Source organism: Rhizobium pantanalense (assembly GCF_030182525.1).
Taxonomy (GTDB): Bacteria; Pseudomonadota; Alphaproteobacteria; order Rhizobiales; family Rhizobiaceae; genus Rhizobium.
Genome location: NZ_JAQJCH010000001.1, coordinates 804,956 through 826,733 on the forward strand (window position 1 = coordinate 804,956; position 21,778 = coordinate 826,733).

Annotated in this window: 23 protein-coding genes and 1 tRNA gene; 17 read left to right on the forward strand and 7 right to left on the reverse strand. The window is 58.5% G+C overall.

The features are described from left to right. Window positions 1-93 precede the first annotated feature (93 nt). The 7 genes from PH558_RS03830 to PH558_RS03860 all read left to right on the forward strand — a co-directional run bounded on the left by PH558_RS03830 (window position 94) and on the right by PH558_RS03860 (window position 7,858). Window positions 94-873: an APH(3')-II family aminoglycoside O-phosphotransferase gene (locus PH558_RS03830; protein ID WP_285202270.1), complete on the forward strand. Its 780-nt coding sequence runs from the start codon at window positions 94-96 to the stop codon at window positions 871-873. Window positions 874-1,108: 235 nt separating this feature from the next. Beyond that, complete coding sequence (locus tag PH558_RS03835) at window positions 1,109-2,494, forward strand: DUF930 domain-containing protein (RefSeq protein WP_285202272.1); 1,386 nt, start codon at window positions 1,109-1,111, stop codon at window positions 2,492-2,494. Window positions 2,495-2,629: 135 nt separating this feature from the next. Next, window positions 2,630-3,607, forward strand: a complete 978-nt coding sequence (locus tag PH558_RS03840) for a DMT family transporter (protein WP_113408096.1) — start codon at window positions 2,630-2,632, stop codon at window positions 3,605-3,607. Window positions 3,608-3,699: 92 nt separating this feature from the next. Continuing rightward, window positions 3,700-4,506, forward strand: a complete 807-nt coding sequence (locus PH558_RS03845) for an AraC family transcriptional regulator (protein WP_285202274.1) — start codon at window positions 3,700-3,702, stop codon at window positions 4,504-4,506. Window positions 4,507-4,587: 81 nt separating this feature from the next. Beyond that, a complete protein-coding gene (locus tag PH558_RS03850) occupies window positions 4,588-5,319 on the forward strand; it encodes a B3/B4 domain-containing protein (protein ID WP_285202275.1) in 732 nt (243 codons plus the stop codon). Between the two features lie 94 nt (window positions 5,320-5,413). After that, window positions 5,414-6,643 (forward strand): MFS transporter, encoded by a 1,230-nt coding sequence (locus PH558_RS03855; RefSeq protein WP_285202276.1) that lies wholly within the window; start codon window positions 5,414-5,416, stop codon window positions 6,641-6,643. A gap of 288 nt (window positions 6,644-6,931) precedes the next feature. Next, a complete protein-coding gene (locus tag PH558_RS03860) occupies window positions 6,932-7,858 on the forward strand; it encodes a LysR substrate-binding domain-containing protein (RefSeq protein ID WP_285202277.1) in 927 nt (308 codons plus the stop codon). 14 nt (window positions 7,859-7,872) lie between these two features. On the opposite strand, the gene PH558_RS03865 is transcribed toward PH558_RS03860, so the two are convergent. Beyond that, window positions 7,873-8,265 (reverse strand): GNAT family N-acetyltransferase, encoded by a 393-nt coding sequence (locus PH558_RS03865; protein WP_285202278.1) that lies wholly within the window; start codon window positions 8,263-8,265, stop codon window positions 7,873-7,875. A 143-nt stretch (window positions 8,266-8,408) separates the two neighbouring features. Here PH558_RS03865 and PH558_RS03870 point away from each other — a divergent pair, with 143 nt between their 5' ends. From PH558_RS03870 to PH558_RS03885, 4 genes are all read left to right on the forward strand, one after another. Next, window positions 8,409-8,762 carry a DUF1428 domain-containing protein gene (locus PH558_RS03870; protein ID WP_095435350.1) on the forward strand — a complete coding sequence of 118 codons (354 nt, stop codon included), beginning with the start codon at window positions 8,409-8,411 and terminating at the stop codon, window positions 8,760-8,762. 82 nt (window positions 8,763-8,844) lie between these two features. Continuing rightward, a complete protein-coding gene (locus tag PH558_RS03875) occupies window positions 8,845-9,270 on the forward strand; it encodes a secondary thiamine-phosphate synthase enzyme YjbQ (protein WP_113408093.1) in 426 nt (141 codons plus the stop codon). Window positions 9,271-9,448: 178 nt separating this feature from the next. Further along, window positions 9,449-9,754 carry a hypothetical protein gene (locus tag PH558_RS03880; protein WP_285202283.1) on the forward strand — a complete coding sequence of 102 codons (306 nt, stop codon included), beginning with the start codon at window positions 9,449-9,451 and terminating at the stop codon, window positions 9,752-9,754. Between the two features lie 249 nt (window positions 9,755-10,003). After that, window positions 10,004-10,342, forward strand: coding sequence for a hypothetical protein (locus tag PH558_RS03885; RefSeq protein ID WP_285202285.1), 339 nt, complete (start codon window positions 10,004-10,006; stop codon window positions 10,340-10,342). 126 nt (window positions 10,343-10,468) lie between these two features. On the opposite strand, the gene PH558_RS03890 is transcribed toward PH558_RS03885, so the two are convergent. Continuing rightward, window positions 10,469-11,212, reverse strand: a complete 744-nt coding sequence (locus tag PH558_RS03890) for an SIMPL domain-containing protein (protein WP_285202286.1) — start codon at window positions 11,210-11,212, stop codon at window positions 10,469-10,471. Window positions 11,213-11,376: 164 nt separating this feature from the next. Between PH558_RS03890 and PH558_RS03895 the strand changes: the two genes are divergently transcribed. Then, a tRNA-Ile gene (locus tag PH558_RS03895) sits at window positions 11,377-11,452 on the forward strand. 198 nt (window positions 11,453-11,650) lie between these two features. Here PH558_RS03895 and PH558_RS03900 read toward each other — a convergent pair. Beyond that, window positions 11,651-12,163, reverse strand: a complete 513-nt coding sequence (locus PH558_RS03900) for a GNAT family N-acetyltransferase (protein ID WP_285202287.1) — start codon at window positions 12,161-12,163, stop codon at window positions 11,651-11,653. After that, entirely contained in the window at window positions 12,164-13,606 is a 1,443-nt protein-coding gene (locus PH558_RS03905; RefSeq protein ID WP_285202288.1) for a hypothetical protein, read from the reverse strand. It abuts the gene before it with no gap. Between the two features lie 701 nt (window positions 13,607-14,307). On the opposite strand from PH558_RS03905, the gene PH558_RS03910 reads away from it, so the two are divergent. The 5 genes from PH558_RS03910 to PH558_RS03930 all read left to right on the forward strand — a co-directional run bounded on the left by PH558_RS03910 (window position 14,308) and on the right by PH558_RS03930 (window position 19,702). Further along, window positions 14,308-14,541, forward strand: coding sequence for a hypothetical protein (locus tag PH558_RS03910; protein WP_285202289.1), 234 nt, complete (start codon window positions 14,308-14,310; stop codon window positions 14,539-14,541). A gap of 97 nt (window positions 14,542-14,638) precedes the next feature. Beyond that, on the forward strand, window positions 14,639-16,399 hold the full coding sequence (locus tag PH558_RS03915) for an ABC transporter permease (protein WP_285202290.1): 1,761 nt from the start codon (window positions 14,639-14,641) through the stop codon (window positions 16,397-16,399). Between the two features lie 21 nt (window positions 16,400-16,420). After that, window positions 16,421-17,752 carry an ABC transporter ATP-binding protein gene (locus PH558_RS03920; RefSeq protein WP_285202291.1) on the forward strand — a complete coding sequence of 444 codons (1,332 nt, stop codon included), beginning with the start codon at window positions 16,421-16,423 and terminating at the stop codon, window positions 17,750-17,752. A 231-nt stretch (window positions 17,753-17,983) separates the two neighbouring features. Continuing rightward, window positions 17,984-19,048, forward strand: coding sequence for a sensor histidine kinase (locus tag PH558_RS03925; RefSeq protein WP_285202293.1), 1,065 nt, complete (start codon window positions 17,984-17,986; stop codon window positions 19,046-19,048). 3 nt (window positions 19,049-19,051) lie between these two features. Continuing rightward, complete coding sequence (locus tag PH558_RS03930) at window positions 19,052-19,702, forward strand: response regulator transcription factor (RefSeq protein ID WP_095435338.1); 651 nt, start codon at window positions 19,052-19,054, stop codon at window positions 19,700-19,702. Window positions 19,703-19,770: 68 nt separating this feature from the next. Here PH558_RS03930 and PH558_RS03935 read toward each other — a convergent pair whose 3' ends face one another. The 3 genes from PH558_RS03935 to PH558_RS03945 all read right to left on the reverse strand — a co-directional run bounded on the left by PH558_RS03935 (window position 19,771) and on the right by PH558_RS03945 (window position 21,715). After that, window positions 19,771-20,184: a nuclear transport factor 2 family protein gene (locus PH558_RS03935; RefSeq protein WP_285202294.1), complete on the reverse strand. Its 414-nt coding sequence runs from the start codon at window positions 20,182-20,184 to the stop codon at window positions 19,771-19,773. 29 nt (window positions 20,185-20,213) lie between these two features. Further along, window positions 20,214-20,702, reverse strand: coding sequence for a hypothetical protein (locus PH558_RS03940; protein WP_285202295.1), 489 nt, complete (start codon window positions 20,700-20,702; stop codon window positions 20,214-20,216). 224 nt (window positions 20,703-20,926) lie between these two features. Further along, on the reverse strand, window positions 20,927-21,715 hold the full coding sequence (locus PH558_RS03945; RefSeq protein ID WP_113408092.1) for a LexA family transcriptional regulator: 789 nt from the start codon (window positions 21,713-21,715) through the stop codon (window positions 20,927-20,929). Window positions 21,716-21,778: the final 63 nt, after the last annotated feature.

Here is a 21,778-nt window from a genome sequence, read left to right on the forward strand (position 1 = left end):
TACAAAATATGGCCCGGTTCGCGAAAGCGAGCCGGGCTTTTCGTTGGCGATATCAAGATCAAAGGGGTGATCATGGCGAGCAAGCCGCAATTCATGGAAACATCTATCCCAATCCGGCTCCGCGATGCGTTGGCCGGATACGAATGGCGGCAGGATGGGCTTGGCCGCTCCTCGGCCCATGTCTTCCGGCTTGAGGCCGATGGACGCGCGCCGGTCTATCTCAAGACCGAGCTGGCCGATGCTTTGGGTGAATTGGCAGGCGAGGTTGCCAGGCTGCGATGGCTGGCCTCGCACGGCCTTGCCTGCCCGGAAGTCATTGCCTACGAGACCGACGGCGAACGCGAATGGCTTTTGATGAGCGCTCTTCCCGGCAGCGATCTCGTCAGCGCCGAGAGGGTGCAGCCGCTCGAGCGGGTACAGCTTTTGGCGGATGCTTTGCGGCGTTTGCACGCTGTCGATATCGCTGCTTGCCCCTTCGATCATCGGCTGGAGAGCAGGATCGGCACGGCAAAGGCACACTTGCTTGCCGGCCGCGTCGATGAGGACGACTTCGATGAGACCCGGTTGGGAAGGACGGCGGAGGATCTTTTCCGCGAGCTCGCGGAGACGAGGCCGCCCACAGAGGATCTGGTCGTCACCCACGGAGATGCCTGCCTTCCGAATTTCATGGCCGATGGTCCAAAATTCAGCGGCTATATCGATTGCGGTCGTCTCGGCGTAGCTGATCGCCATCAGGATATTGCGCTTGCCTGCGGCAGCATCGCGCACAATTTCGGAGAGGAATTGCTTGCGGAGTTTTTGAAAGCCTACGGCGATTTTGAGCCGCAAGAAGAAAAGATGGCATATTATCAGCTACTGGATGAGTTCTTCTGACGTGGATACGACCGCCTGGGCGAAGCGCGATCACGCAGGTTTGTTTTTGCGCCATTGCGGATCGCGCGGAGGCCTGACAAGTTCGATTTCGATAGATGCCTCTTTCGCGATGCGTGGTCGGGTACCATATGTCAGCGACCGGAAAGTCTTCTGATCTGTTTGCCGATAAGGATCGAATGAATCGATGCGTTGTTTTCGCCTGATTGCTTTCGCTTCGCGAGCTTTCCGCTGAACGATGGAAAAGGTTGCGGAAAAACGGGATAGGGAGATAAGGCCGGGCTTTGTCCTGTCGATCCTTCTGCACGTCCTGTTTGTCGCGATTTTTCTGCTGCCGCTATTTCCCGCGCCGCCGGAGGCAAAGCCCGAGCAGAGCGTCAATGTCGAGCTCGTGCCGCAACAGGAGGAAAAACAGGAGCTTGCGACGAAGGAGAATGAAAAGCCCGACCAGCCTCCCAAGCCGACGCCAAGACCTGACGAGAAGCCAGCCCAGGAGATGGCTCAAGCCCAGGACACGCCGCAGCAGCCGGAGGGAAAGAAGGCGGACGAACAGCCGCCAAAGCAATCCGATCCCAACGGCAAGAAGCAGGCGGAGAAGCCCGCATCCAAGCCGGATGAGGCCAAGGCCGATAAGCCGGTAGAGCAGGCGAAGTCGGAACCCAAACCGGATGATCCCGGCGCTGACAAGCCTGTCGAGAAGGTGGAACAGCTGCCCTCTGTCGTAGATGTACCTGTTCCAGACATGAACGGCGATCAGAAGAATCCGACCACAACACAACAGGCCGACACCTCGGCGCAGCGAAACAATACACCTCCGATGCAACCAAACAATGCTGCGGCCGAGCAACAGGCAGCCACTGAGGCGGCTGCTCAAGCGCAGGCAGCGCAACAGGCGCAAGATACCCAGCAGCGGACTGATGCCAAAGACCAGGTGACAAATGCGGCTGAGCCGCCGGCAAGCGACTCGACCACCAAGGCCCTATCATCGGCGCCCGACGTTCTTACGACCAAAGAGCCTTCGGATTTTCAAGTACAGCCGCCGCAGGCGGCGTCATCCGACCTGAAGCAGCAGGCTCCTGCAGAGCAGGTCAAGAATGAAACAAAAGATCCGCCACAGATTGTCGTTCCGACGGTAAAGCCCTCTCCCTCTCAGCAAAATTCTCAAGACCAATCCGCTTCGGGCATCCAAGGTAATCCGACTGGCGGCACTGCATTGGTCACTGAAGCGCAGCCTAAATCAGACACGACGAAGATGACTGTCCGCGCGAAAAAGCTTTACTCAGACGTCGAGATGGCTCGCCTGTCCAAGAGCAATTATGATGCCTGGAAGAAGATGCCACGTAGAGAACGTGTTTCGTATCTTTGCCGCAGTGAAGCTCTAGCTCAATTTGGGCATGAATTTAACGCGCCAAATTATGTCAATTCGGCATTCTCGCCCACTATGCTGAGTGATATTGGTGTCTCGGCCGACGGGGTAGCGGTTCCGACCTCAAAAGGTTGGTATCGAGTTGCCTTCAAGTGCCAAGTTGACGATGCAGCTTTGAAGGTTACGGCCTTCTCATATACGAACGATGGACGTGTTCCTAAAAATCAGCTTGAGAGGCTCGGTTTGCCTGCATTTTGATGATACGCACAGTTATGGCTGTAGGTTGAAACAATAGTTTATCCCCAACCCGATCGAAATTCGGTCCATTTCATCATACAACTGCCTGTATCTCCCCGATTCAGTGTCCTCCCATCGCACTTTCTGAAGATTCCGATGTCCTCGATTACAGCCGATTCCAGTTCCGCAGCCGCGGGCCGCTCCGCCCTGCGTGGTGTCCTCGTGGCATTCGCGTCCTATGCCGTCTTCGCCTTCAGCGATGCCTCGATCAAGATCCTGCATGGGGTGATCCCCTCCTATCAAGTCGCTTTCATCGGCGCGCTATTCGGCTTTGCCGCCGTGCCTTTCCTGAAGAAGCGGGAGGACGAGTGGCTTGACATGGTGAGGACGTCGAACCGTCCCTTGTGGCTGTTACGTTTCGTCTGCGGCGCGACGGGCGCCATCTCCTCCGTCATTGCCTTTACCAAGCTGCCGATGGCGGAAGCCTTTGCGTTGCTGTTCCTGCTGCCATCCTTTGTCACCATTCTTTCGGTGATCTTTCTCAAGGAGGATGTTCGCTGGCAGCGCTGGACGGCGGTCATCCTCGGTTTTGTCGGCGTATTGATCGTCCTGCGTCCGGGTTTTCGCGAGCTCTCGGTCGGTCATCTCTGCGCGGCGATCGGCGGTCTTGCGGCGGCGATCTCCATCGTCGTCAACCGCGCGCTCGGCTCGAAGGAGAAGCGTATTTCGCTCTATGGGGCAGGTCTTTTCGGAACGCTTATCGTCAGCGGTCTCCTCATGCTGTCCGAAGTCACCATGCCGACGCCGACGCAGTGGATATTCCTCGCAAGCTATGGCCTGCTTGGCGCGTGCGGCAGCGTCCTGCTCTTGACGGCCGCGCAGATGGCGCCTGCCAATCTGGTTGCGCCGCCGCAATATAGTCAGATGCTCTGGGCAATCGCCTTCGGCTATCTGCTGTTCAACGACAGCATCGATATGCCGATGGCCGTCGGCATCGTCCTCATCATCTTTTCCGGTCTGCTGACATTGGCGCGGGAGCGCAAGCGCGGCACGCCGCTGCCGACCGCCGTTGCCGGCAATACGCAGGCAGCATTGGTGACGGCCGAGGATGAAAAGGCAGCGGAAGGCGCTTGAGCCTTGTATCCCGACTGCTGGTGCGCAACATTGTCGCTCGTATGGGACGCCATAGCTGATATAGCGAACAGGCGGAATGAGAGGCACCAGCGATGAAGTCCGGTGAATTCAGGATATATCGTTCTCGCCTTGCCGGCATCAAGGCAGTTCGGGCCGAAACCGGCCATAGCTTCCCCAAGCACACGCATGACCAGTTCGGCATCGGTGTCATCGAGGCCGGCGCGCAGAGATCGCTTAGCGGGCGAGGGATGGTGCAGGCAGAGGCCGGCGACGTCATCAGCGTTAACCCGAACGAGGTACATGACGGCATGCCCATCGGCGAAAGCCGTGCGTGGTCCATGCTCTATTTCGATCCCCGGCTGATCGGCGATCTGTTGCGCGATGTCGGCGAAGGCAAGTTCGGTGCGGTGGAGTTCCCGTTGCCTGTCATCCGCGACGGGGGGATGGCCGGGCATTTCAGAACCCTGTTTTCGCTTCTGATCGAAGACGCGGCTGAGAAACTTCTCCTGCGGGAGGGGCTGCTGCTGTCGCTTCTTGCCGGGGTGATGCGCGAAGGGGCGGCCGGCTTGTGTGAGGATGCCGTTCCCGCTGATATCAACAGGGCGCGCGAGCTGATCGATGACGATCCCGCTGCGCCCCTGACCCTTGCCCAACTGGCAGAATTGTGTGGCTTGAGTCACTTTCGTTTCCTGCGTGCCTTCGCCAAGGCGACGGGACTGACGCCTCATGCCTACCTCATGCAGCGCCGCATTCACGAAGCGCGCCGGCTGATTGTGGCGGGCACGTCCCTTGCGGAAGCGGCCTTTGCCAGCGGTTTTTCAGATCAGAGCCATATGACGCGCCTCTTCGTCCGCAATTTCGGTGTCTCACCGGGCGCCTATGCGGCAGCCATAGGCTGAAGCTTCTGCAATTTTATTCAAGACCGGAGGATAATGACGGGGTTTTGTGCTGCGCCGCGCAGATGCCTATTAGGAGGTGCCATGTTTTTCTGCCATTCGAACGAGATGTGGAGCGAGTTTCCTGAGCTGGTTCCCGGCGTGTTGCTCGCCGAAGGGAATACCTCGACTGTCGATGTCAGCGATCGGATCGCCGGATATCATGCGACCGCCGCAGACCGGCTGATGCAGCATCCTGAAAGCGAGATGGCTGAAATACAGGCGTGGCGGCGGGCTTTCTCCAAAATGGGATTGAAGCCGACGCAATATCGCTGCGCCTCCGAAGCTTTGCTTCGCCGCTTTCGCCAGGAAGGATCGCTGCCACGGCTGCATCCACTCGTCGATCTCTGCAATGCCATCTCGATAGCTTTCGCGATTCCCGTCGCCGTTTTCGATCTTTCGAAAATCTCCGGCAATCTCGAAGTGCGGCATGCAAGCGGCAGCGAATCCTATTTGACCTTTTCCGGCGAGGTGGAGCATCCGGAGGCGAGGGAAGTGATCTTTGCCGATGCGGCTGGGCAGGCGCATGCCCGCCGCTGGACCAATCGGCAGAGCGGCCTGTCCGCAGTGCGTGACGACACACACTCGGTGCTTATCGTCGCGGAAGCGCTGCATGGTTCTGCGGCCAGCGATGTTCCCAAGCTGATCGATGCGATCGCTGTGGAGCTGGCGGCGATATGGTCGATCGAGGTCAGGCAGGGTGTTCTCAGCCCGTCTTCACCGCGATTTGATCTATCGTCCGCGATGAATTTGCAGCTGCAGCAAAAACAAGATTGACAGCAGGGCCATCGAGGCAGAGCAGGGAGGTGTAGAAAATTCGATTGTTGAGAAGCAAGTCTGCGAGCGCCCCTGCCGGCAGACGAAAAGGCCCATGGATACACTGCAGACTCTAGACCGGCCAAGCGTGCTCGGTCACTCCGGCTATCGTTCATTCGCTGCGTCGCGCGTCTTTTCTTCAGTAGGCTTTCAGTCTGTCACGGTTGCCATGGGCTGGATGATCTACGATCAGACCCATAGCGCCTTTTTTCTCGGCCTCGTCGGCTTCTGCCAGTTTCTGCCGATGGTCATTCTGACCTTTGTCGTCGGGCATGTCGCCGATCGGTTCGACCGCCGCCGTATCGGCCTTGCCTGCCAGCTGATCGAGGCGCTGACTGCGCTGGTTCTTGCCGTGGCCGTCTGGCAGCACTGGATAGGTCCCGCCGGCATTCTGGCCGCCGTTGCCGTCATGGGCGCAGCGACGGCCTTCGAGCGTCCGACCATGGCAGCGCTTTTGCCCAATATCGTGCCGTCTTCGCTGTTGCAGGTCGCCATCGCGACCTCTACCTCGATGATGCAGACGGCCTTCATCATCGGGCCGTCGCTTGGCGGTCTGCTTTACGGCGTCAGCCCCGTTGCACCATTTGCCGTTTCAGCCGTGCTTTATGTCATTGCAAGCATCAACGTCATTTCGATCCGCGTTGAACGGCTGCAGCCGTCGTCGCGCGAGCCGGTGACGCTGAATTCCGTCTTCGCCGGCGTTTCCTTCATCAAGAGCCGCCCGGTCATGCTGGGGACGATTTCGCTCGATCTCTTCGCGGTGCTGCTCGGCGGAGCGACGGCGCTGCTGCCGATGTTCGCGCGCGATATTCTGCATGCCGGACCATGGGGGCTTGGTTTGTTGCGCGCCGCGCCGGCAATCGGCGCGCTCGCCATGTCGATCTGGCTGGCACGCCGGCCGCTGCAGAGCGATGTCGGCAAGAAGATGCTGTTTGCGGTCCTCGTTTTCGGGATCGCCACCATCGTCTTTTCGCTCTCGAGCAATATCATCCTTTCGGTCGCAGCGCTCTTCGTCGTCGGCGCTTCGGATACGGTCAGCGTCGTCGTGCGCAGCTCGCTCGTGCAGCTCCTGACGCCGGATGCTATGCGCGGTCGGGTCAATGCCGTGAATTCGCTGTTCATCGGCACCTCCAATCAGCTCGGCGAATTCGAATCCGGCATGCTTGCCAGTGCACTCGGACCTGTTCTGACGGGCATCGTCGGCGGCGTCGGAACCATCGTCGTGGTGCTGCTCTGGATGCGCCTCTTTCCGGATCTGACCAGGGTGAAGACGCTCAGCGGTTAGCGATGTCCATCTTTGGATGGCTCTTTCGCGAGATCGCTCCGCCCGACATCCCGCAGCAAATGGTGGTTCGTCAGAGGCAGCATGTCTCGCTTTCGGCCACCTTCATCATGCGAGCGTCGTTCCAAAGCATCTTGCCGGATCAGGAACCGGGCGAACCATGTTCTCCAGCTTTCAACATGAAGAATATTCATCTATCCATGACCTCAAAATGGTTGACCAGTAGATAGATGCGCCTGGAATAGAGTGGTGTATAATGAATCCTTGCGCTTTAAAGCATGAGGGATTTTCATGGGAAAGAGGCCGTTGCCACCGCTCTCGACGCTTCAGACATTCTGCGCCATTGCCGAGACCGGCGGTTTCGGTCGTGCTGCCGAGCGGATCGGGCAGACACAGACGGCAGTCAGCCATCAGCTTGCGCAATTGGAAGGATGGATCGGCGGGCGCTTGTTCGACAGAGGCCGAAGTGGCGCGCGGCTGACACCGTTGGGCGCCCGTCTGCATCCTGCAATCTCAGGCACGATCGCCGAGCTGGAAACGGCGTTGTACCAGGCGCGCGCGAGTATTTCGGTTCGCAGCGTCGCGGTCTCCGTCTCGCCGGAGTTCTCCAGCCAATGGCTGGCGGCGCGGCTGCCGGATTTCTGCCAACGCTATCCGGAAATTGAGGTGAAGCTGGCCGTCGGCTACCAGCGCCCGGATTTTCAACCTGATGGCACCGATCTCTCCGTCTGGCTCGGCCGCGCCGATGCAGGTTTTACGCATGAAGAATTGTTGACGGACGAGGAGTTCGTCGTCAGTTCGCCGGAACTGGCTGAACGATTGCCACCGCGCTGGGCCATAAGAGCTGCGCCGCTTCTGCGCTATTCCGGCATGCGGCATACGATTCTCGATTGGCAGCGTTGGCATGAGCAAATTACCAGCGGGTTGGATGATGGGGCAGAACCGCATTTCGACATCGCTCGGGCGGTCGAGGAGGCTCTCTTATTCGATTCTTTCGCCGAAATGCTGGAGGCCTGCCGGCGGGGCCGCGGCTTCGCCCTAGTGCGAAGCTCGCTGGTGGCACGCGACCTCGCCGAAAAAAAGCTGGTCAGATGCTTCGTCGAGGTGCAGCCGGCTGCTGTCAGCTATAGCCTGGTCTATCCGCCGAATGCCTTGGTGAATCCGGCTGCGGCCCTGTTTCGCAACTGGCTGCTCTCGCAAGTTCATTCGCCGGGCTAGCGGGCGATGATCTGTCAATCGCGCAGCTGAATGAGGCCGGCCTCAGTGGGAACAAAACCGAGCCCTCGATAAAAGCCGGCGAGGTGTGGTTCGAAATCGACATGCAGCCATTCCGCGCCGCGTTCGCCGGCCAGGGTTCTCGCCCGCTCGACCAGAGCGCTTGCAATACCTCTTCGCCGAAATTCTGGATCGACGCAGGTGTCGAGAATAAAGGCATGAATGCCGCCATCCCACGCGACATTGACGAAGCCGACCAGTCTTGCGCCCGCGAATGCGCCCACATGCGCGAGGTTTCGGGAGAGAATGGGCTGGAAATCCCGCGGGGAGGAGCTGCCCCATGCGGTTGCCCATAGGGCATTGAGCGCCTCATTTTCGAGCTTGGGATCATTCTGGTATTCTATCGTCATTGGCGTCCCTCCGTGGGTCGTTCAGCGAATTCGCGGTCGTTTCCGACCAACCGGCAGGCGTCCGAAAAATATCTGTCGCCAATGTCGGATCTGATTGCCGTCACCCGTCTTTCAAAGGTGAACATAGAACAGAGGAGGCAGAAATGTCCTATGTCGATGGTTTCATCCTTGCCGTGCCGAAAGACAAGATTGAAGCATACAAGGCGCAGGCGCGCAGGGCCGGGGATGTCTGGCGGGAGCATGGCGCGCTCAGCTATGTCGAGGCCATAGGCGACGACGTGCCGTATGGCGAACTTACTTCTTTCCCGCGTGCCGTGCAGGCGAAGGAAGACGAGGTCGTTGTGTTCTCATGGATCACCTACGAATCGCGAGAGAGCCGCGACACAATATTGGCGAAGGTCATGGCCGACCCGCGTTTGAAGGATGACATGCAAAACATGCCCTTTGACGGCAAACGCCTGATCTATGGTGGTTTCAACATCATCATCTCGCTATAGGCTCAACGCGGTGGCCGGACTTGACATTCCGGCCACTCGCCCGACCTGATGCGGATCGCTATCGCCACGCCCGGAGGATGCCATGCCGCAAACAGTGATCACGCTTTCGACTCATGGCCAGGGGTTCTATGAATTTACCGATCAGGTGGCGGAATTCGTCCGCACCGCGGCCGCCGGCGGTGACGGGCTTCTGACCGTCTTCGTTCGCCACACCTCCTGTTCCCTCCTGATCCAGGAAAATGCCGATCCCGATGTGAAGACCGACCTCAAGGCCTTCTTCAGCCGGCTCGTGCCTCCATCGTCGGACCCTTCGATGCGCTGGATCGTGCACACGATGGAGGGGCCGGACGATATGCCGGCCCATATCAAGGCCGCACTGATGCAGGTCTCGATCGGCATTCCGGTGATGCACGGTCGGCTGGCACTCGGCACCTGGCAGGGCATCTACCTTTTCGAGCATCGCGACCGGCCGCATCGGCGCGAAATCGTACTGCATTTTTCTGCCTGAGCCGCGCGCCTTCTTGCGTCAATAGATTGTTAACCGTCGTGAATACAATCTGAACGGCCAGTTCGTGTTCGGTTCAGCTTGGCTGACCTAACGTGGCCCCAATCCCGAGGCATTGCCGATGGCGAGGCCAATAATGGGATTGCAACGATCCGCAGCAAGGATTTGAAGGAGAAACACCATGACCAATCTTTTCGCCAAGGCAGGTATTGCAGCTCTCATCGCGCTGGGCGCGATGTCCGCCACCACCGTCACTGCATCGGCCAACGATTTCCATCCTGGCATCCAGCAGGCTCGCTATGACCACGCGCGCGGTCGCATGTGCTCGCCGCGTCTCGCCGTCGAGAAAGCACGCGACATGGGTCTGCGCCGCGCCCGTATCGACAATGTCACGCCGCGCCGTGTCGTTGTCGAAGGTTTCGGCCGCCGTGGTCCGGATCGAGTTGTCTTCGCCAACGCACCGGGTTGCCCACTGATCCGCCGCTGATTGCAGCGCTTCCCCAAGTTTTCCACATCTATTCAATGGATTCAAAGTCGCCTCCGAAAGGGAGGCGGCTTTATTTATTATGATGTGCTATTATCGGCCATCTGGTTTCCCTTTAGCGTTCAATGTAGCTGAATAATGGATGAATGGCTGATTCTTAGCTCATTCAGCATAGCGCCGTTACCTCTTGGGCACTCGCTCAGCAAATATAGCAGGCGTGAGAAAGAAGCCCTCTGCTTCATGGAGAACATAATGAAACAAATGCTGGCAAAGTTGGGAGTCGCCGCCTGCGTCGCAGTGACCGCCCTGTCGGGCACGGCGGATTTTGCCTCCGCACAGGGTGTGGATATCTATGTCAATCCGGGCCGTCATCGCCCGCCGCCGGACTATGACCGTCCGCCGCCGCCGCGTTTTGACCGCCGTGGCTGCGATCCTCGTCAGGCCGTGGACGTTGCCCGCAGCTATGGCCTGCGTCGTGCCCGTGTCGTGGATGTGACGCCGCGTCGCGTCGTCGTCGACGGTTTCGGCCGCCGTGGCCCGGATACGATGATGTTTGCCAATGTTCGCGGTTGCCCGCTCCTGGGTCGCTGACAAGCAAAGCGGGCGCACGAGGCGCCCGTTTTCATTCTCTGACCTTTTCGTCTTTTTCGGCGGGGGCCGCGGAACCGCCCTTTGCTCGATCCGATTGGATCTGAGCGAAGGGCGGTTTTGTTTTGATTACTGCTGGATCGCGTAGGTGATGCTCACCGATGCGTTGTATTCGTTTTCTCCGGTGGCGACGGGAACTGCCTTGTCCATCGGAGCCGCCGCGGCCATGCTGCGCATATAAGGCTGCGGCGGGGCTGCAATGCCGCCTTCGTGGATCGCGATAACGCGGCCGAGCTTGACGCCGGCGGCATCCGTCAAGGTCTTTGCCTTGGCGGCAGCGTCGGCGACTGCCTTCTTGCGGGCCTCTTCGATCGTGGCATCGGGCTTGTCGTTGGTGAACTGGATATCGCCGCCCTGATTGACGCCGAGCTTGACCGCTTGGTCGAGCAGCCCGCCGAGCTTGGAGAGATCACGTACGCGAACGGTCAGGCCGTTCGTCACTTGATAGCCGTTCAGAACCGGCGGCTGATTGTGGCCGTCCTTGTCGTTCGGATAGGTATATTGCGGCTGAATGGAAAAGCCGGAGGTCTGCAGATCGCGCTCTGCAATGCCGCTTTCCTTCAGCGTTGCCAGCACGGCGCCCATGGCCTTGTTGTTCTGATCGAGTGCATCCTGGGCCGCCTTGGCCTGCTGAACGACTGCGAGCGTTACGACAGCCATATCCGGCGCGACGGAAGCATGTCCCTCGCCGGTGACAGTGATGACGGCTTCGCGCGGCTTGGCATCTTCGGCAAAGGCTGCGGTCGCAGGCACGAAGAAAGTGGCGCTGACAAGAGTGGCAAGAGCAAAATCTCTGGTTTTCGTCAGAAGCATGATTCGTTCCTTGGTTGATGATCCCTCGAGATCCGCTTTTGCGGATTGATTGTGAAGGTATTACGGCAGTCCCTTGTCGGAAAACAGAAATTGGGTTAGAGCCAAGTCGTCTTCGGGGAACCATTGCTCCGGAGTCGCAAGCGCGGAGTCTTTATCTTTGCGCCGGGCCTGTAGCTCAATGGTTAGAGCCGGCGGCTCATAACCGCTTGGTTGGGGGTTCGAGTCCCTCCGGGCCCACCATTTGTTTCTAGCTTCCAAAACTACGATGATCTCTGCGATGCGACTATCCAAGCGATGCAAGATCGCTTCAACAACCTGATCAACACTATTTCCTGCTAGTTCTCGTTCGCGTTAGGTCTTCCCCGCTTCCGGTGCCTGCTGCGGTTGTTAATAGACTGCCGCCTTCGGAGCCGCACCTCTTCTGAAGGCTCGGTTCTCCTACGCTGCGTCGAAGCCCGCGTGGAACACAACCGCCCCTTTTGGGGCTGGTCCCTTGAACACGATCCGCTGAAAATACTCGGCCGGTACATCAGCGTAATGAAGGGTTCCGTCGCTCGTGAAGCCGAAACGGGTGTAGTAGCGGGGATCGCCCAGAACCACGCAGCCGTTGGCGCCGCGCTCTCTCAGTTGCGCCAGTCCGTTTTCAATCAGAGCCTTTCCGATGCCTTTGCCCTGTTGGTCGGGGCGGACGGATACCGGGCCAAGGCCAAACCATTTTTCGGCTCCGGATTCGATTGTCACGGGCGAGAAGGCCACGTGACCGACGATCTCATCGCTCTCCACGGCCACGAGGGAAAGGGTCAGCGCACCGGCCATTCGCAGCGCATCGATGATTGCCGCCTCGGTGCCGGAACTATAGTTCTTTCCTTCGAAAGCGGCAGAGGTGATTGCATGAATGGCGTCGATATCTTTGGCTTCTTCTGCGCGAATGTGGGTCAACGATATCGCCATTCAAACCTCCCTCTTTTTCAGACCTTCGCGATATGGATCCGTGTGCCATTGCTCTTTGCTCGGAATGAGTGACTGCCATCTATCCGCATCGAAATCGGGATTGGCCCCGCGCACACGGCGTACGAGCGTGCGCGCCTCGTTCTGATGCCCCAGCATCGCCAAGCTTGCCGCCGCGAGCCTCCTGTCTGCAAGGCTGGGATCGATCATCCGGCCGATATAGTCGAGCGCGCCGACAAGATATTGATGGTCGGGGACGGGGTTGTCCTCGAAATAGGCACGCGCCATCTCATGCCGCTCGACTTCCGCGGCGGCGGCGAGCACGATCTGCCGCGAGATTTCGCGCTTATTGCATGCAAGATCCAGCGTGCCGAAATTGAAGCGCTCCGCCCACAGGATCTCGCTGCCCGGCAGGGAAATGAGCTGTGTGACGAGCGAAAGGTCGTCATCAGGCCCGCTCAATCGGGTTTCCAGGACATAGTTGATGTCATATCGCTCTAAAAGTGCGGCTTGATCCTCAGCTTGGCGGTCGATCTGGACAGTGGAGTAGGGGGCAATCACTCGCAGGCTGTACAGGGCGCAAAAGCCGAGAGTGATATCTTCTATGAGCGAGGAGACGATCATGGTCGCGGTACCATCGGGGCCGTCGTTGCCTGGCGGCAGCAAGGCGAGGCGAGGTATGCGCAAGACAGGTTGCGTGGCAGTATCCTGCTCGGATATGGCGGGCGAATGCGCGGGAGCAACTGGTGTCGGAGAGCGGGACGATGCGGCCAGGGTTGCTGGCCACGGCGAAACAAGATCCTTGCGCCGCGCGAATATGCGCTTGAGCTGGTCGATGCCGCCTTCGGCGTCAAAAGCCTTCAGCAATATACGGCGTGCGGTCTCGTCTTGCGGTTCGGCTTCAAAAAGAAGGAGGGCGGCCTCCTTGATAAGCGCGATATCGTCGGACGCGACTGGAATCGTCACCGCGGCATCCAGCGCTTCCTTTAACATGGCGAGGTGTCGCCTTCTTTCGCTCTCTCGCCAATCGATGAACGCTCGGGTTTGGCAGTTGGCTCTTTCCAGGAATTTTAACTGCGAGCGCTCCATCAAGGTGCGGAGATGCTCGGCTGGATTCCCGATCGTGCTTACCCGCGTCGGGACAATATCGCTCGTGAGCGAGTCATTTGCGATGTGAATGTCGGTATCATCAAAGGTCAGAAGCTCGACGTTCAAGTCCCATTGCCGGCTCTTGATACGAGAAACGAGCTTGCGAAGGTTTGTCAGCGAATTTGCCAAGTCACCTTCACCCCAAAGAAATCGCGCCATGTTTGTTCTGCTGACGGACTTGCTGTCACTCACGAGCAAATAGGCAATAATCAGAAGCGCCTTCTTCGGAAACGCTATTTGGTGTTCGTCGCTATTCAGAAGAGCGATTTCACCAAAAGTTCTGAGTAAAAATTTCATCGCGCCTTCTATATTTCTTTGGGTATATAATGGCCATCGTCCTTCGGTGTTCCGCCCGAATAAACGCCGAAATGACAGGGGAGTCGCTTATATATTTCTGATGCAAGGCATGAATATTTGCAAATTAACTATTCTCTTGCCTCCATTTTGAAAGTTATTGTTGCATAAAAGCTTGGTTTTTGGCTCCATTTCCGTGGAGCGTTATCAGGTTGTTTCACATCGGGTTTGCGGGGAAACGCTTCAGCTTGGTTGAGCAGTATCTTCCTCGATGAAGCTGGGTGATCGGAGAATGGATCGCTGCTGCAAGGCTCGGGGATTTGCGGATTTCCACATGCTCGCTGGCGGCCGTTGAATATAGGTTAGGTTCCCATTGTTTGCCGCCGAGCCGCCTGCTCATCGAGGCCGCACGTCATATACTTTGGTATAATGGCGGTGCACCATCGCCTGATTGACCGCTCTCCGCGGCTGTGACACTACGACCATGTCCTCGCAACATCATGCGAAGGCTTAGGAAACCAACAGATCAAGAAACCAATGGACAGCTACCCTAGTCGCTGTCCGGTTGTGGCGTCATGCCGCACCCGGACGGTCATCGCAACAACCTGGACCGCTGCCGGCATTCGCCGGGCGAGCGTCGGTCGGGCCTAGCCTGTCCGGCTCGCCTTCGGATCTGCCGTCAGGTAGGGCCGAAGAGGTGAGCCATGAACAACATCGTTCTTTTCCGCGGACGCAGGTTCGCAACCAAGTTTTCCGCCCCGAACGCTTTTGCCGTTTCGACCGGCAGCAGCCGTCCGGCTGAGCGTTCCGTATCGCCGCAGCGTCCGCGCCTGATTGCCACCTGGCACATCAATTCCCTTACGGGAAAGCTCGAGTGCTTCTGGACGACAGAAGGCGAGCCGGTCCTCGACGAGGATGGCAGCCGTCGCGCGGCCTGAGTGTCCTTTCTTAAACAAGCGCACCGGTGGCGTCGCGAATGCGGCACCATACCGACCGCGCCCTGGCCGACGACATCCTGTTTCAAAGGGTTATGACATGGTTTTTCTTGCTAACGATCGACGCGAGCGTAGCGCCGTTGCGGCGTTGGCCGGCTCGCGTATCCTGCCGAATGGCTATGATCTCGCCGCATTCGCCTTCATTGCGGCTGCCGCCTATCTCATGCTTCATGGTGTAGCTGAGATGCGCGCGCCGCTGGCCGGCCTGTCCACGGCACCTCTGTCGCTCGACCCGACCTATCTGCCCGAATATGCCCTGCGGACGACTTTGCGGATGATGGCGGCCATCGTGGCCTCCCTCATCTTCACCTTCGTCGTCGCAACGCTTGCGGCAAAGAGCCGGCGCGCCGAGAAGATCATCATTCCGGCACTCGATATTCTGCAATCCGTCCCGGTGCTCGGCTTTCTGACCTTCACAGTCACCTTCTTCATGGGGCTTTTCCCAGGAAGCCAGCTTGGCGCCGAATGCGCCTCAATCTTTGCGATCTTTACCAGCCAGGCATGGAACATGGCCTTCTCCTTTTATCAGTCGCTGCGGACGGTTCCGCGCGATCTCGATGAGGTCAGCCGCGGTTTCGGCTTGTCGAGCTGGCAGCGCTTCTGGCGGCTGGAGGCTCCCTTTGCGGCGCCCGGTCTCGTCTGGAATACGATGATGTCGATGTCCGGCGGCTGGTTCTTCGTGGTTGCTTCCGAAGCAATCACGGTGGGTAACACCACTGTGCAGCTTCCAGGTCTGGGTTCGTGGCTGGCGGTTGCCATCGACAAGCAGGATTTCGCCGCAGTGAGCTGGGCTGTGCTCGCCATGGCGGTCGTCATCTTTCTCTACGACCAGCTGCTTTTCCGCCCGATCGTCGCCTGGGCAGACAAGTTCCGCTTTGAGCAGACGGCCGGACAGCAGAGGCCGCGCTCCTGGGTTTATTCGCTGATCCGTCGCACGCGTCTCCTGAAATACGTGACCACACCTTTGGCCGCTGCATGGGGTCGGCTGATGCTCGTGCGGTTGCTGCCGATGTCGCGAGCCGTCGCAAGAGAGCGAGGCGGGCAGCGAGCCGTCAGCTGGGCTATCGATATCGCCTGGTATGCGCTGATCGCCGCCGTCGGCGCCTGGAGCGTCTGGGATGCGGTTTCCTATCTCAGCCAGACGCTCTCCTGGGCCGACGTCTGGATCGCCTTCGCCGGCGGGTTCGTGACGCTCATTCGCGTTGTCGTTCTTATTGCGGTCGCCAGTGTCATCTGGGTTCCGATCGGCGTCTGGATCGGCCTGCGTCCCGCTGTTGCCGAGCGCGTCCAGCCTCTGGCGCAGTTCCTGGCGGCCTTTCCGGCAAACGTGCTCTTTCCCGTTGCGGTGGTTGCCATCGTTGCGACGGGCGCCAGCCCGAACATCTGGCTGTCACCGCTGATGGTCCTCGGCACACAATGGTACATCCTGTTCAACGTGATTGCCGGTGCGAGTGCATTTCCTACCGATCTGCGGGAGGCATCCTCGGTCTACCGGCTGCGCTCATGGGCATGGTGGCGGCGCGTGATGCTGCCGGGAATATTCCCTTACTACATCACGGGTGCATTGACGGCGTCCGGCGGCTCATGGAACGCGAGCATCGTTGCTGAACTGGCGAGCTGGGGCAACACGAAACTGGAAGCCTTCGGGCTTGGATCATACATCGCGAAGGCGACGGAAGCAGGCGATTTTCCGCGGGTCATCCTCGGCATCGTTGTCATGTCGATCTTCGTGACGCTCTTCAACAGAACGCTCTGGCGGCCGCTCTACGTCTTCGCCGAACGCCGCATGCGTCTCGATTAATTTAAGATCGGAGAACCGAATATGGAAAACGCTGTCATCTCCAGGAAAATCGATATGGTAAAGAATGCGCCGCTGGTTCTCGCCAAGCAGGTGTGCCAGGCCTACGACAAGGGAGCGTCCGGCTCGCTCGTCGTACTCGAAAATGTCGATCTTCAGCTCTATCCCAATGAAATCGTCGGATTGCTCGGCCGTTCCGGCTCCGGTAAGTCCACGCTGCTGCGTGCGATTGCCGGCCTGATCCGCCCGAGCAATGGCGACATTACCTTCGAAGGCCGTCCGGTCGTCGGCCCCAACTCAGATGTCGCCGTTGTCTTCCAGAGCTTTGCGCTCTTTCCCTGGCTGACCGTATTGCAAAACGTCGAGCTAGGTCTGGAAGCGCAAGGTGTTGCGCCGTCCGAGCGGCGCAAGCGAGCGCTCGCTGCCATCGATCTCATCGGCCTCGACGGTTTCGAAAGCGCCTATCCGAAGGAGCTGTCAGGCGGCATGCGTCAGCGTGTCGGTCTTGCGCGGGCACTCGTCGTGCGGCCAAAGGTTCTGCTGATGGACGAACCCTTTTCGGCGCTCGACGTGCTGACGGCAGAAACGCTTCGCACGGATCTGCTCGATCTGTGGTGCGAGGGCCGGATGCCGATCGAGTCGGTTCTGATGGTGACCCACAATATCGAAGAAGCCGTGCTGATGTGCGACCGCATTCTGATCTTCGGATCGAATCCCGGCCGTGTGATTGCGGAGATCCATGTCGATCTGCCGCAGCCGCGCAACCGTCTCGATCCGGCCTTCCGCATGCTGGTCGAAGATATCTATACGCGGATGACGGTGAAGACCGGCGCACCGACGCGCGAGGGCCTTTTCCCCGGTACCGGCATTGCCATGGCGCTGCCGCGCGTGTCGACCAATTTGATGTCCGGTCTGATCGAAACGGTCGCCGCTGAGCCCTATCGCGGGCGGGCCGATCTGCCGCCGCTGGCCACCCATCTGCATCTCGGCATCGATGACCTCTTTCCGGTTGCGGAAACGCTTCAACTGCTGCGTTTTGCCGATCTGGAAGGGGGTGACATCAAGCTGACGGCACCGGGATTGCGTTTCTCCGACAGCGATGTCGATGAACGCAAGAAACTCTTCGAGCAGCATCTGGCGACCTATGTGCCGCTGGCTGCGCACATTCGCCGCGTGCTCGACGAGCGGCCGACCCACCGCGCGCTTGCACGGCGCTTCCGCGATGAGCTGGAGGATTACATGTCCGAGGATTATGCCGACACCACTCTCAAGGCTGTTACGAACTGGGCCCGCTACGCGGAATATTTCGCCTATGACGAAAACGCTGATCTGTTCACGCTGGAAAACCCGAGTTGAAACCTTGGGCTGGAATGAATGCGGAAGCCTCGCCGCCCATTGAGGCGGTGACCGGCGCCATGGGATTCCAAGGTCTGATGGTCGCCAAGGCAGGGCTTAGCGCATCAGATCCTACGGATCGCCAGCTTTGGCGGCACCGGAGAAAGCGGTTGTTGTCTTGCCGCTTCGGGTCAGGCAGTTTGCTGCTTCCGCACGCAATGCTGCGGAAGCGATGATGCAGGGATGCAAGGGATGAGGCGCGAATTTCTGAAGTATCTTTTCGAGATGCCCTTCCTTTGGCTCGGCATTACGATCCTCGCCGGCCTCATTTTCATCGGCGATACCATCACGGATCTGGAGATCGCCTTTGCCGTTCTCTATGTCTCGGTGATCTTGCTGGCGGTCTATTCCGGTCGAACCGGCGCTATCGCGGTGGTCGGGATTGCATGCGCCGCCCTGACGGTCATCAGCTATTTTTTGACGAGCCATGGCGCTTCGCAGGCCGGCCTGATCAACAGTACGCTTAGTCTGGTCGCGATCGGTGCGACCACTTACCTGGCAATCAGGATCGAAATGCTCGATGCCAGGGCGAGGCAGGCACAATCGGAGCTCGCGCGCATGTCGCGTCTCATGATCGTCGGTGAGTTGGGTACGTCGATAGCTCATGAGGTCAGCCAGCCGATCACTGCAATTGCCGCCAACGGCAGTGCCGCGCTTCGATGGCTTTCTGCAACACCGGCCGATCACGATGAAGCCCGCCGCGCCATCGAGCGAATTGTCGCGGATGCCGGGCGAGCAGGCGATGTCATTGGCCGTGTCCGCGGGCTTGTGGCGCGCTCGTCGCCATCCAGTGACACGATCGATCTGATCGAGGCGATCAATGATGTGCTGGAACTCGTACGTAGCGAGATCCGTCGGAATCAGATTCTATTCCGTACCGAATTGGCGGGCGATTTGCCGTTGGTGGCCGGAGACCGCGTCCAGCTTCAGCAGGTGATCCTCAATCTCGTCATGAATGCGATCGAAGCTCTGGCTGAGGTCGATGCGGAAACGCGCGAATTGCTCGTCAGCGCCGCCGCGGACGAACGGAAGGTGACCATCAGCGTGCGCGATACCGGTGGCGGCATGCAGGCCGAAATGCTCGACAGGATATTCGAAGCCTTTTACACGACGAAGCCGAAAGGCATGGGGATGGGACTTGCTATCAGCCGGTCCATTATCGATGCGCATGGCGGGACCATTTATGCGGCGCCGAATTTTCCGCACGGAGCCGTCTTCGGTTTTACCTTGCCGCTCGGCGCAAAGGTAAAGGGATAGGGAATGCAGGGCCAGCAGTCGACCGTTTACGTCATCGACGATGATCCATCCGTACGCGATGGACTGGACAGTCTATTGCGCTCCGTCGGCTATGATACGCATGGCTTTGCGTCGCCGCGGGATTTCTTGGCGTCCCCCCGGTCCGAAGGGCCAGCCTGCATCGTCCTGGACGTCAGGATGCCGGATGCGAGCGGGCTTGACTTTCAGGATGAACTTGCCCGGACGGGGTATGCAATCCCGATCATTTTTCTCACCGGACACGGCGATGTGCCGATGTCCGTCAGGGCGATGAAAGCGGGCGCGGTTGAGTTTCTTCTAAAGCCGTTTCGGGAGCAGGATCTGCTCGATGCCATCAGGCAAGCGCTCGAAATCGATCGCGCCCGCTTGCGCAAGCAGGCGGCGGAGGTCGATCTTCACGAGCGGTTTTCAACGCTTACGCCACGCGAACGTGAGGTGATGGCGCTCGTTGCGCGAGGCCTCCTGAACAAGCAGATCGCCGCCGAGATCGGCCTCAGCGAAATCACCGTCAAGGTCCATCGCGGTCAGGCCATGCGCAAGATGCGGGCCGACTCCGTTGCCGATCTCATTCGGATGGCGGATAACCTCGGCCTCACAGACGGTAAAGCCAACGATACGGCGCCTGGGCTCCGTTAAACTTAGCGCATTTACCCCAGTCGCAAGGATTTCATGGCTTGCAAATGCGGTGGCGCCAGGTTGTGGATTCAATCCTGCGAAACCGTGGGCGTTCCCTGATGAAAGATCATCTGCCAACGCCCATCGATGCGCTGCCAGATCGAGCTCCGTAAAGTATGCCGCTCCTGGTCATTCTCTCGAGCCTCTCGGATGCTTCGGTAAGTGACGAGAACGGCATCCGGTGAGATCGGTCGAAAGGCATAGTCGCGGGAAATAATGGGTGGAGCGCCTTCTTCCGATTTTTCCGCAGCCAGAAGGGAGATTAATTCATCTCTATCGTCATAGACCGTTCCGGAGCTGCCGAATTCAAGGAAGCCTTCCGCCAATAGTTCCGCCACGATCGCCGGCGATTGCCGGGTTTGAGGGAGATGCAGCTTCTGCTCCAGTAAGCGAATCTCTTCAAGCTCGTGTTGGGAAACATCCATGGTCTCGGCAACCTCCATTGGGTGTTGATGCTCGGCTGCAATGGGCCTCAATGTGTTGGTGCAAGCATCTCCAGGTTTCTTTCCTGTCTGATCTTGTGGCTTTGGTCATGGTCGGCTTGCCGGGATTGTTCCAATTCGATGGTAAAAACTTCGGCGGCGTGACGGCCCGCCTGTGTTCTGTCGTCTTCGATGACGGCAGCTATCCGCCGAAACAATTCAGACTCGAATCCCCCTGCATTGTTCGAGGCATTCGGCCGCGCAAGCCTTGCGCCGCCATCCAATCTGATTGCCGAAACGTAGAATTCATCCTCGTAGTCGGCACCTGCCGACGTCAATTCAGCGCGCCCATATAATAGCAATCCGGTTTCCCAACGATCGCATAGGCGGATACTGAGCTCATCAAACGAATATTCGCAGGAAAATTCCCGAACGTACACCGTCATTCTCCCGTCTTGGCGATCGGCGATCCCGGCAATACCGGTTTCTCTCAACGCATCGGTTGGTGCAAACATGAAAGCATTCGGCTTTCTCGGCATGAATGACACTCTCCTTCGATGGCCTTGCGGCCTTTTCAATCGTTGCGCCTGGTACGTCCGGTTTCGCTGACTTCGGGCGAGATCCTACGCCTGCCCGGGCTCATTCCAGTTAGGACCAATGGCTCTTATCGATGAAATTGCCATTCAACACGATATATGTCAACATAATTTGTGTTTATATGCGCAATTGGAACATCGAAGGTGTTTGCGCCTATATTTCCTTTTTATTTGCGGGCAATGTGGCCGCAGATTCTGCCGATAATGGTCAGTCGATCCAACTCGACGGTGAAGGTCTCCAGGGCTGGATTGTCGGAAATGATCTTGACCTGCCCCGGATGGGTGAAGGGAACTCGCTGCAGACGCTTGATTTGCGGTTCCGTATAACCGTCGCTGATCGCGTAGACGGTATCAGTGGTCATTTGGTTCTGTGAGAGATCGACGATGACGCGATCGCCAGGCATGTAGGTGGGCTGCATGGAATCGCCGACGACTTCCATGATGATCGTGTGGTTCGGCGAAGCCTTTGCTTCGTTTCGTAGATAGCCGGTGGGGATAAGCCATTCCGCGACGATCTTATGCCCGGCGACATTGCCTGAGCCGACGGGGAGGTTGATGACTTCGCCGACGATGCCGCTACCGGCGCCGAGCTTGACGTCCACCTCGGGCGTTGCACCTTCTATATGCGGCTTCCAGTGCTCGCGGCTGTAGCTGAGTTCGTCGTCACTCTCGGCAAATCCGTCCTGATCCTGCTCGTCCGGATCGAATGACATGACGATGTTCGGCGACGGACGTGCGGCTTTGCGCAGGCCTTCGCCAGTCAGCAGATAGGCCGCCGTCGTGCCGAATTTCTTCGCATAGCGATTGGCGACTTCGGCGCTGAATTCGTTTTGACCGTTTTCATGCGCGCGATAGGTGGACAGGCTCACACCTAACGCTTCTGCCGCCTTCGTGGCTGATGGATAATTTGCGGCTTCGCGGGCCGCTCTCAGTCGTTCGCCCATGGATTTCTGCATAGCTAGACCCTTGCAAAATTTTTGACACAAATCATGTTGACATCGTCATTATTATCAACATAA

What these genes read in the sequence shown, in the direction of transcription:
- PH558_RS03830 (WP_285202270.1), top strand. Translation starts at nt 94, where the DNA reads ATGGAAACATCTATCCCAATCCGGCTCCGCGATGCGTTGGCCGGATAC.
- PH558_RS03835 (WP_285202272.1), top strand. Translation starts at nt 1,109, where the DNA reads ATGGAAAAGGTTGCGGAAAAACGGGATAGGGAGATAAGGCCGGGCTTT.
- PH558_RS03840 (WP_113408096.1), top strand. Translation starts at nt 2,630, where the DNA reads ATGTCCTCGATTACAGCCGATTCCAGTTCCGCAGCCGCGGGCCGCTCC.
- PH558_RS03845 (WP_285202274.1), top strand. Translation starts at nt 3,700, where the DNA reads ATGAAGTCCGGTGAATTCAGGATATATCGTTCTCGCCTTGCCGGCATC.
- PH558_RS03850 (WP_285202275.1), top strand. Translation starts at nt 4,588, where the DNA reads ATGTTTTTCTGCCATTCGAACGAGATGTGGAGCGAGTTTCCTGAGCTG.
- PH558_RS03855 (WP_285202276.1), top strand. Translation starts at nt 5,414, where the DNA reads ATGGATACACTGCAGACTCTAGACCGGCCAAGCGTGCTCGGTCACTCC.
- PH558_RS03860 (WP_285202277.1), top strand. Translation starts at nt 6,932, where the DNA reads ATGGGAAAGAGGCCGTTGCCACCGCTCTCGACGCTTCAGACATTCTGC.
- PH558_RS03865 (WP_285202278.1), bottom strand. Translation starts at nt 8,265, where the DNA reads ATGACGATAGAATACCAGAATGATCCCAAGCTCGAAAATGAGGCGCTC.
- PH558_RS03870 (WP_095435350.1), top strand. Translation starts at nt 8,409, where the DNA reads ATGTCCTATGTCGATGGTTTCATCCTTGCCGTGCCGAAAGACAAGATT.
- PH558_RS03875 (WP_113408093.1), top strand. Translation starts at nt 8,845, where the DNA reads ATGCCGCAAACAGTGATCACGCTTTCGACTCATGGCCAGGGGTTCTAT.
- PH558_RS03880 (WP_285202283.1), top strand. Translation starts at nt 9,449, where the DNA reads ATGACCAATCTTTTCGCCAAGGCAGGTATTGCAGCTCTCATCGCGCTG.
- PH558_RS03885 (WP_285202285.1), top strand. Translation starts at nt 10,004, where the DNA reads ATGAAACAAATGCTGGCAAAGTTGGGAGTCGCCGCCTGCGTCGCAGTG.
- PH558_RS03890 (WP_285202286.1), bottom strand. Translation starts at nt 11,212, where the DNA reads ATGCTTCTGACGAAAACCAGAGATTTTGCTCTTGCCACTCTTGTCAGC.
- PH558_RS03900 (WP_285202287.1), bottom strand. Translation starts at nt 12,163, where the DNA reads ATGGCGATATCGTTGACCCACATTCGCGCAGAAGAAGCCAAAGATATC.
- PH558_RS03905 (WP_285202288.1), bottom strand. Translation starts at nt 13,606, where the DNA reads ATGAAATTTTTACTCAGAACTTTTGGTGAAATCGCTCTTCTGAATAGC.
- PH558_RS03910 (WP_285202289.1), top strand. Translation starts at nt 14,308, where the DNA reads ATGAACAACATCGTTCTTTTCCGCGGACGCAGGTTCGCAACCAAGTTT.
- PH558_RS03915 (WP_285202290.1), top strand. Translation starts at nt 14,639, where the DNA reads ATGGTTTTTCTTGCTAACGATCGACGCGAGCGTAGCGCCGTTGCGGCG.
- PH558_RS03920 (WP_285202291.1), top strand. Translation starts at nt 16,421, where the DNA reads ATGGAAAACGCTGTCATCTCCAGGAAAATCGATATGGTAAAGAATGCG.
- PH558_RS03925 (WP_285202293.1), top strand. Translation starts at nt 17,984, where the DNA reads ATGAGGCGCGAATTTCTGAAGTATCTTTTCGAGATGCCCTTCCTTTGG.
- PH558_RS03930 (WP_095435338.1), top strand. Translation starts at nt 19,052, where the DNA reads ATGCAGGGCCAGCAGTCGACCGTTTACGTCATCGACGATGATCCATCC.
- PH558_RS03935 (WP_285202294.1), bottom strand. Translation starts at nt 20,184, where the DNA reads ATGGAGGTTGCCGAGACCATGGATGTTTCCCAACACGAGCTTGAAGAG.
- PH558_RS03940 (WP_285202295.1), bottom strand. Translation starts at nt 20,702, where the DNA reads ATGCCGAGAAAGCCGAATGCTTTCATGTTTGCACCAACCGATGCGTTG.
- PH558_RS03945 (WP_113408092.1), bottom strand. Translation starts at nt 21,715, where the DNA reads ATGCAGAAATCCATGGGCGAACGACTGAGAGCGGCCCGCGAAGCCGCA.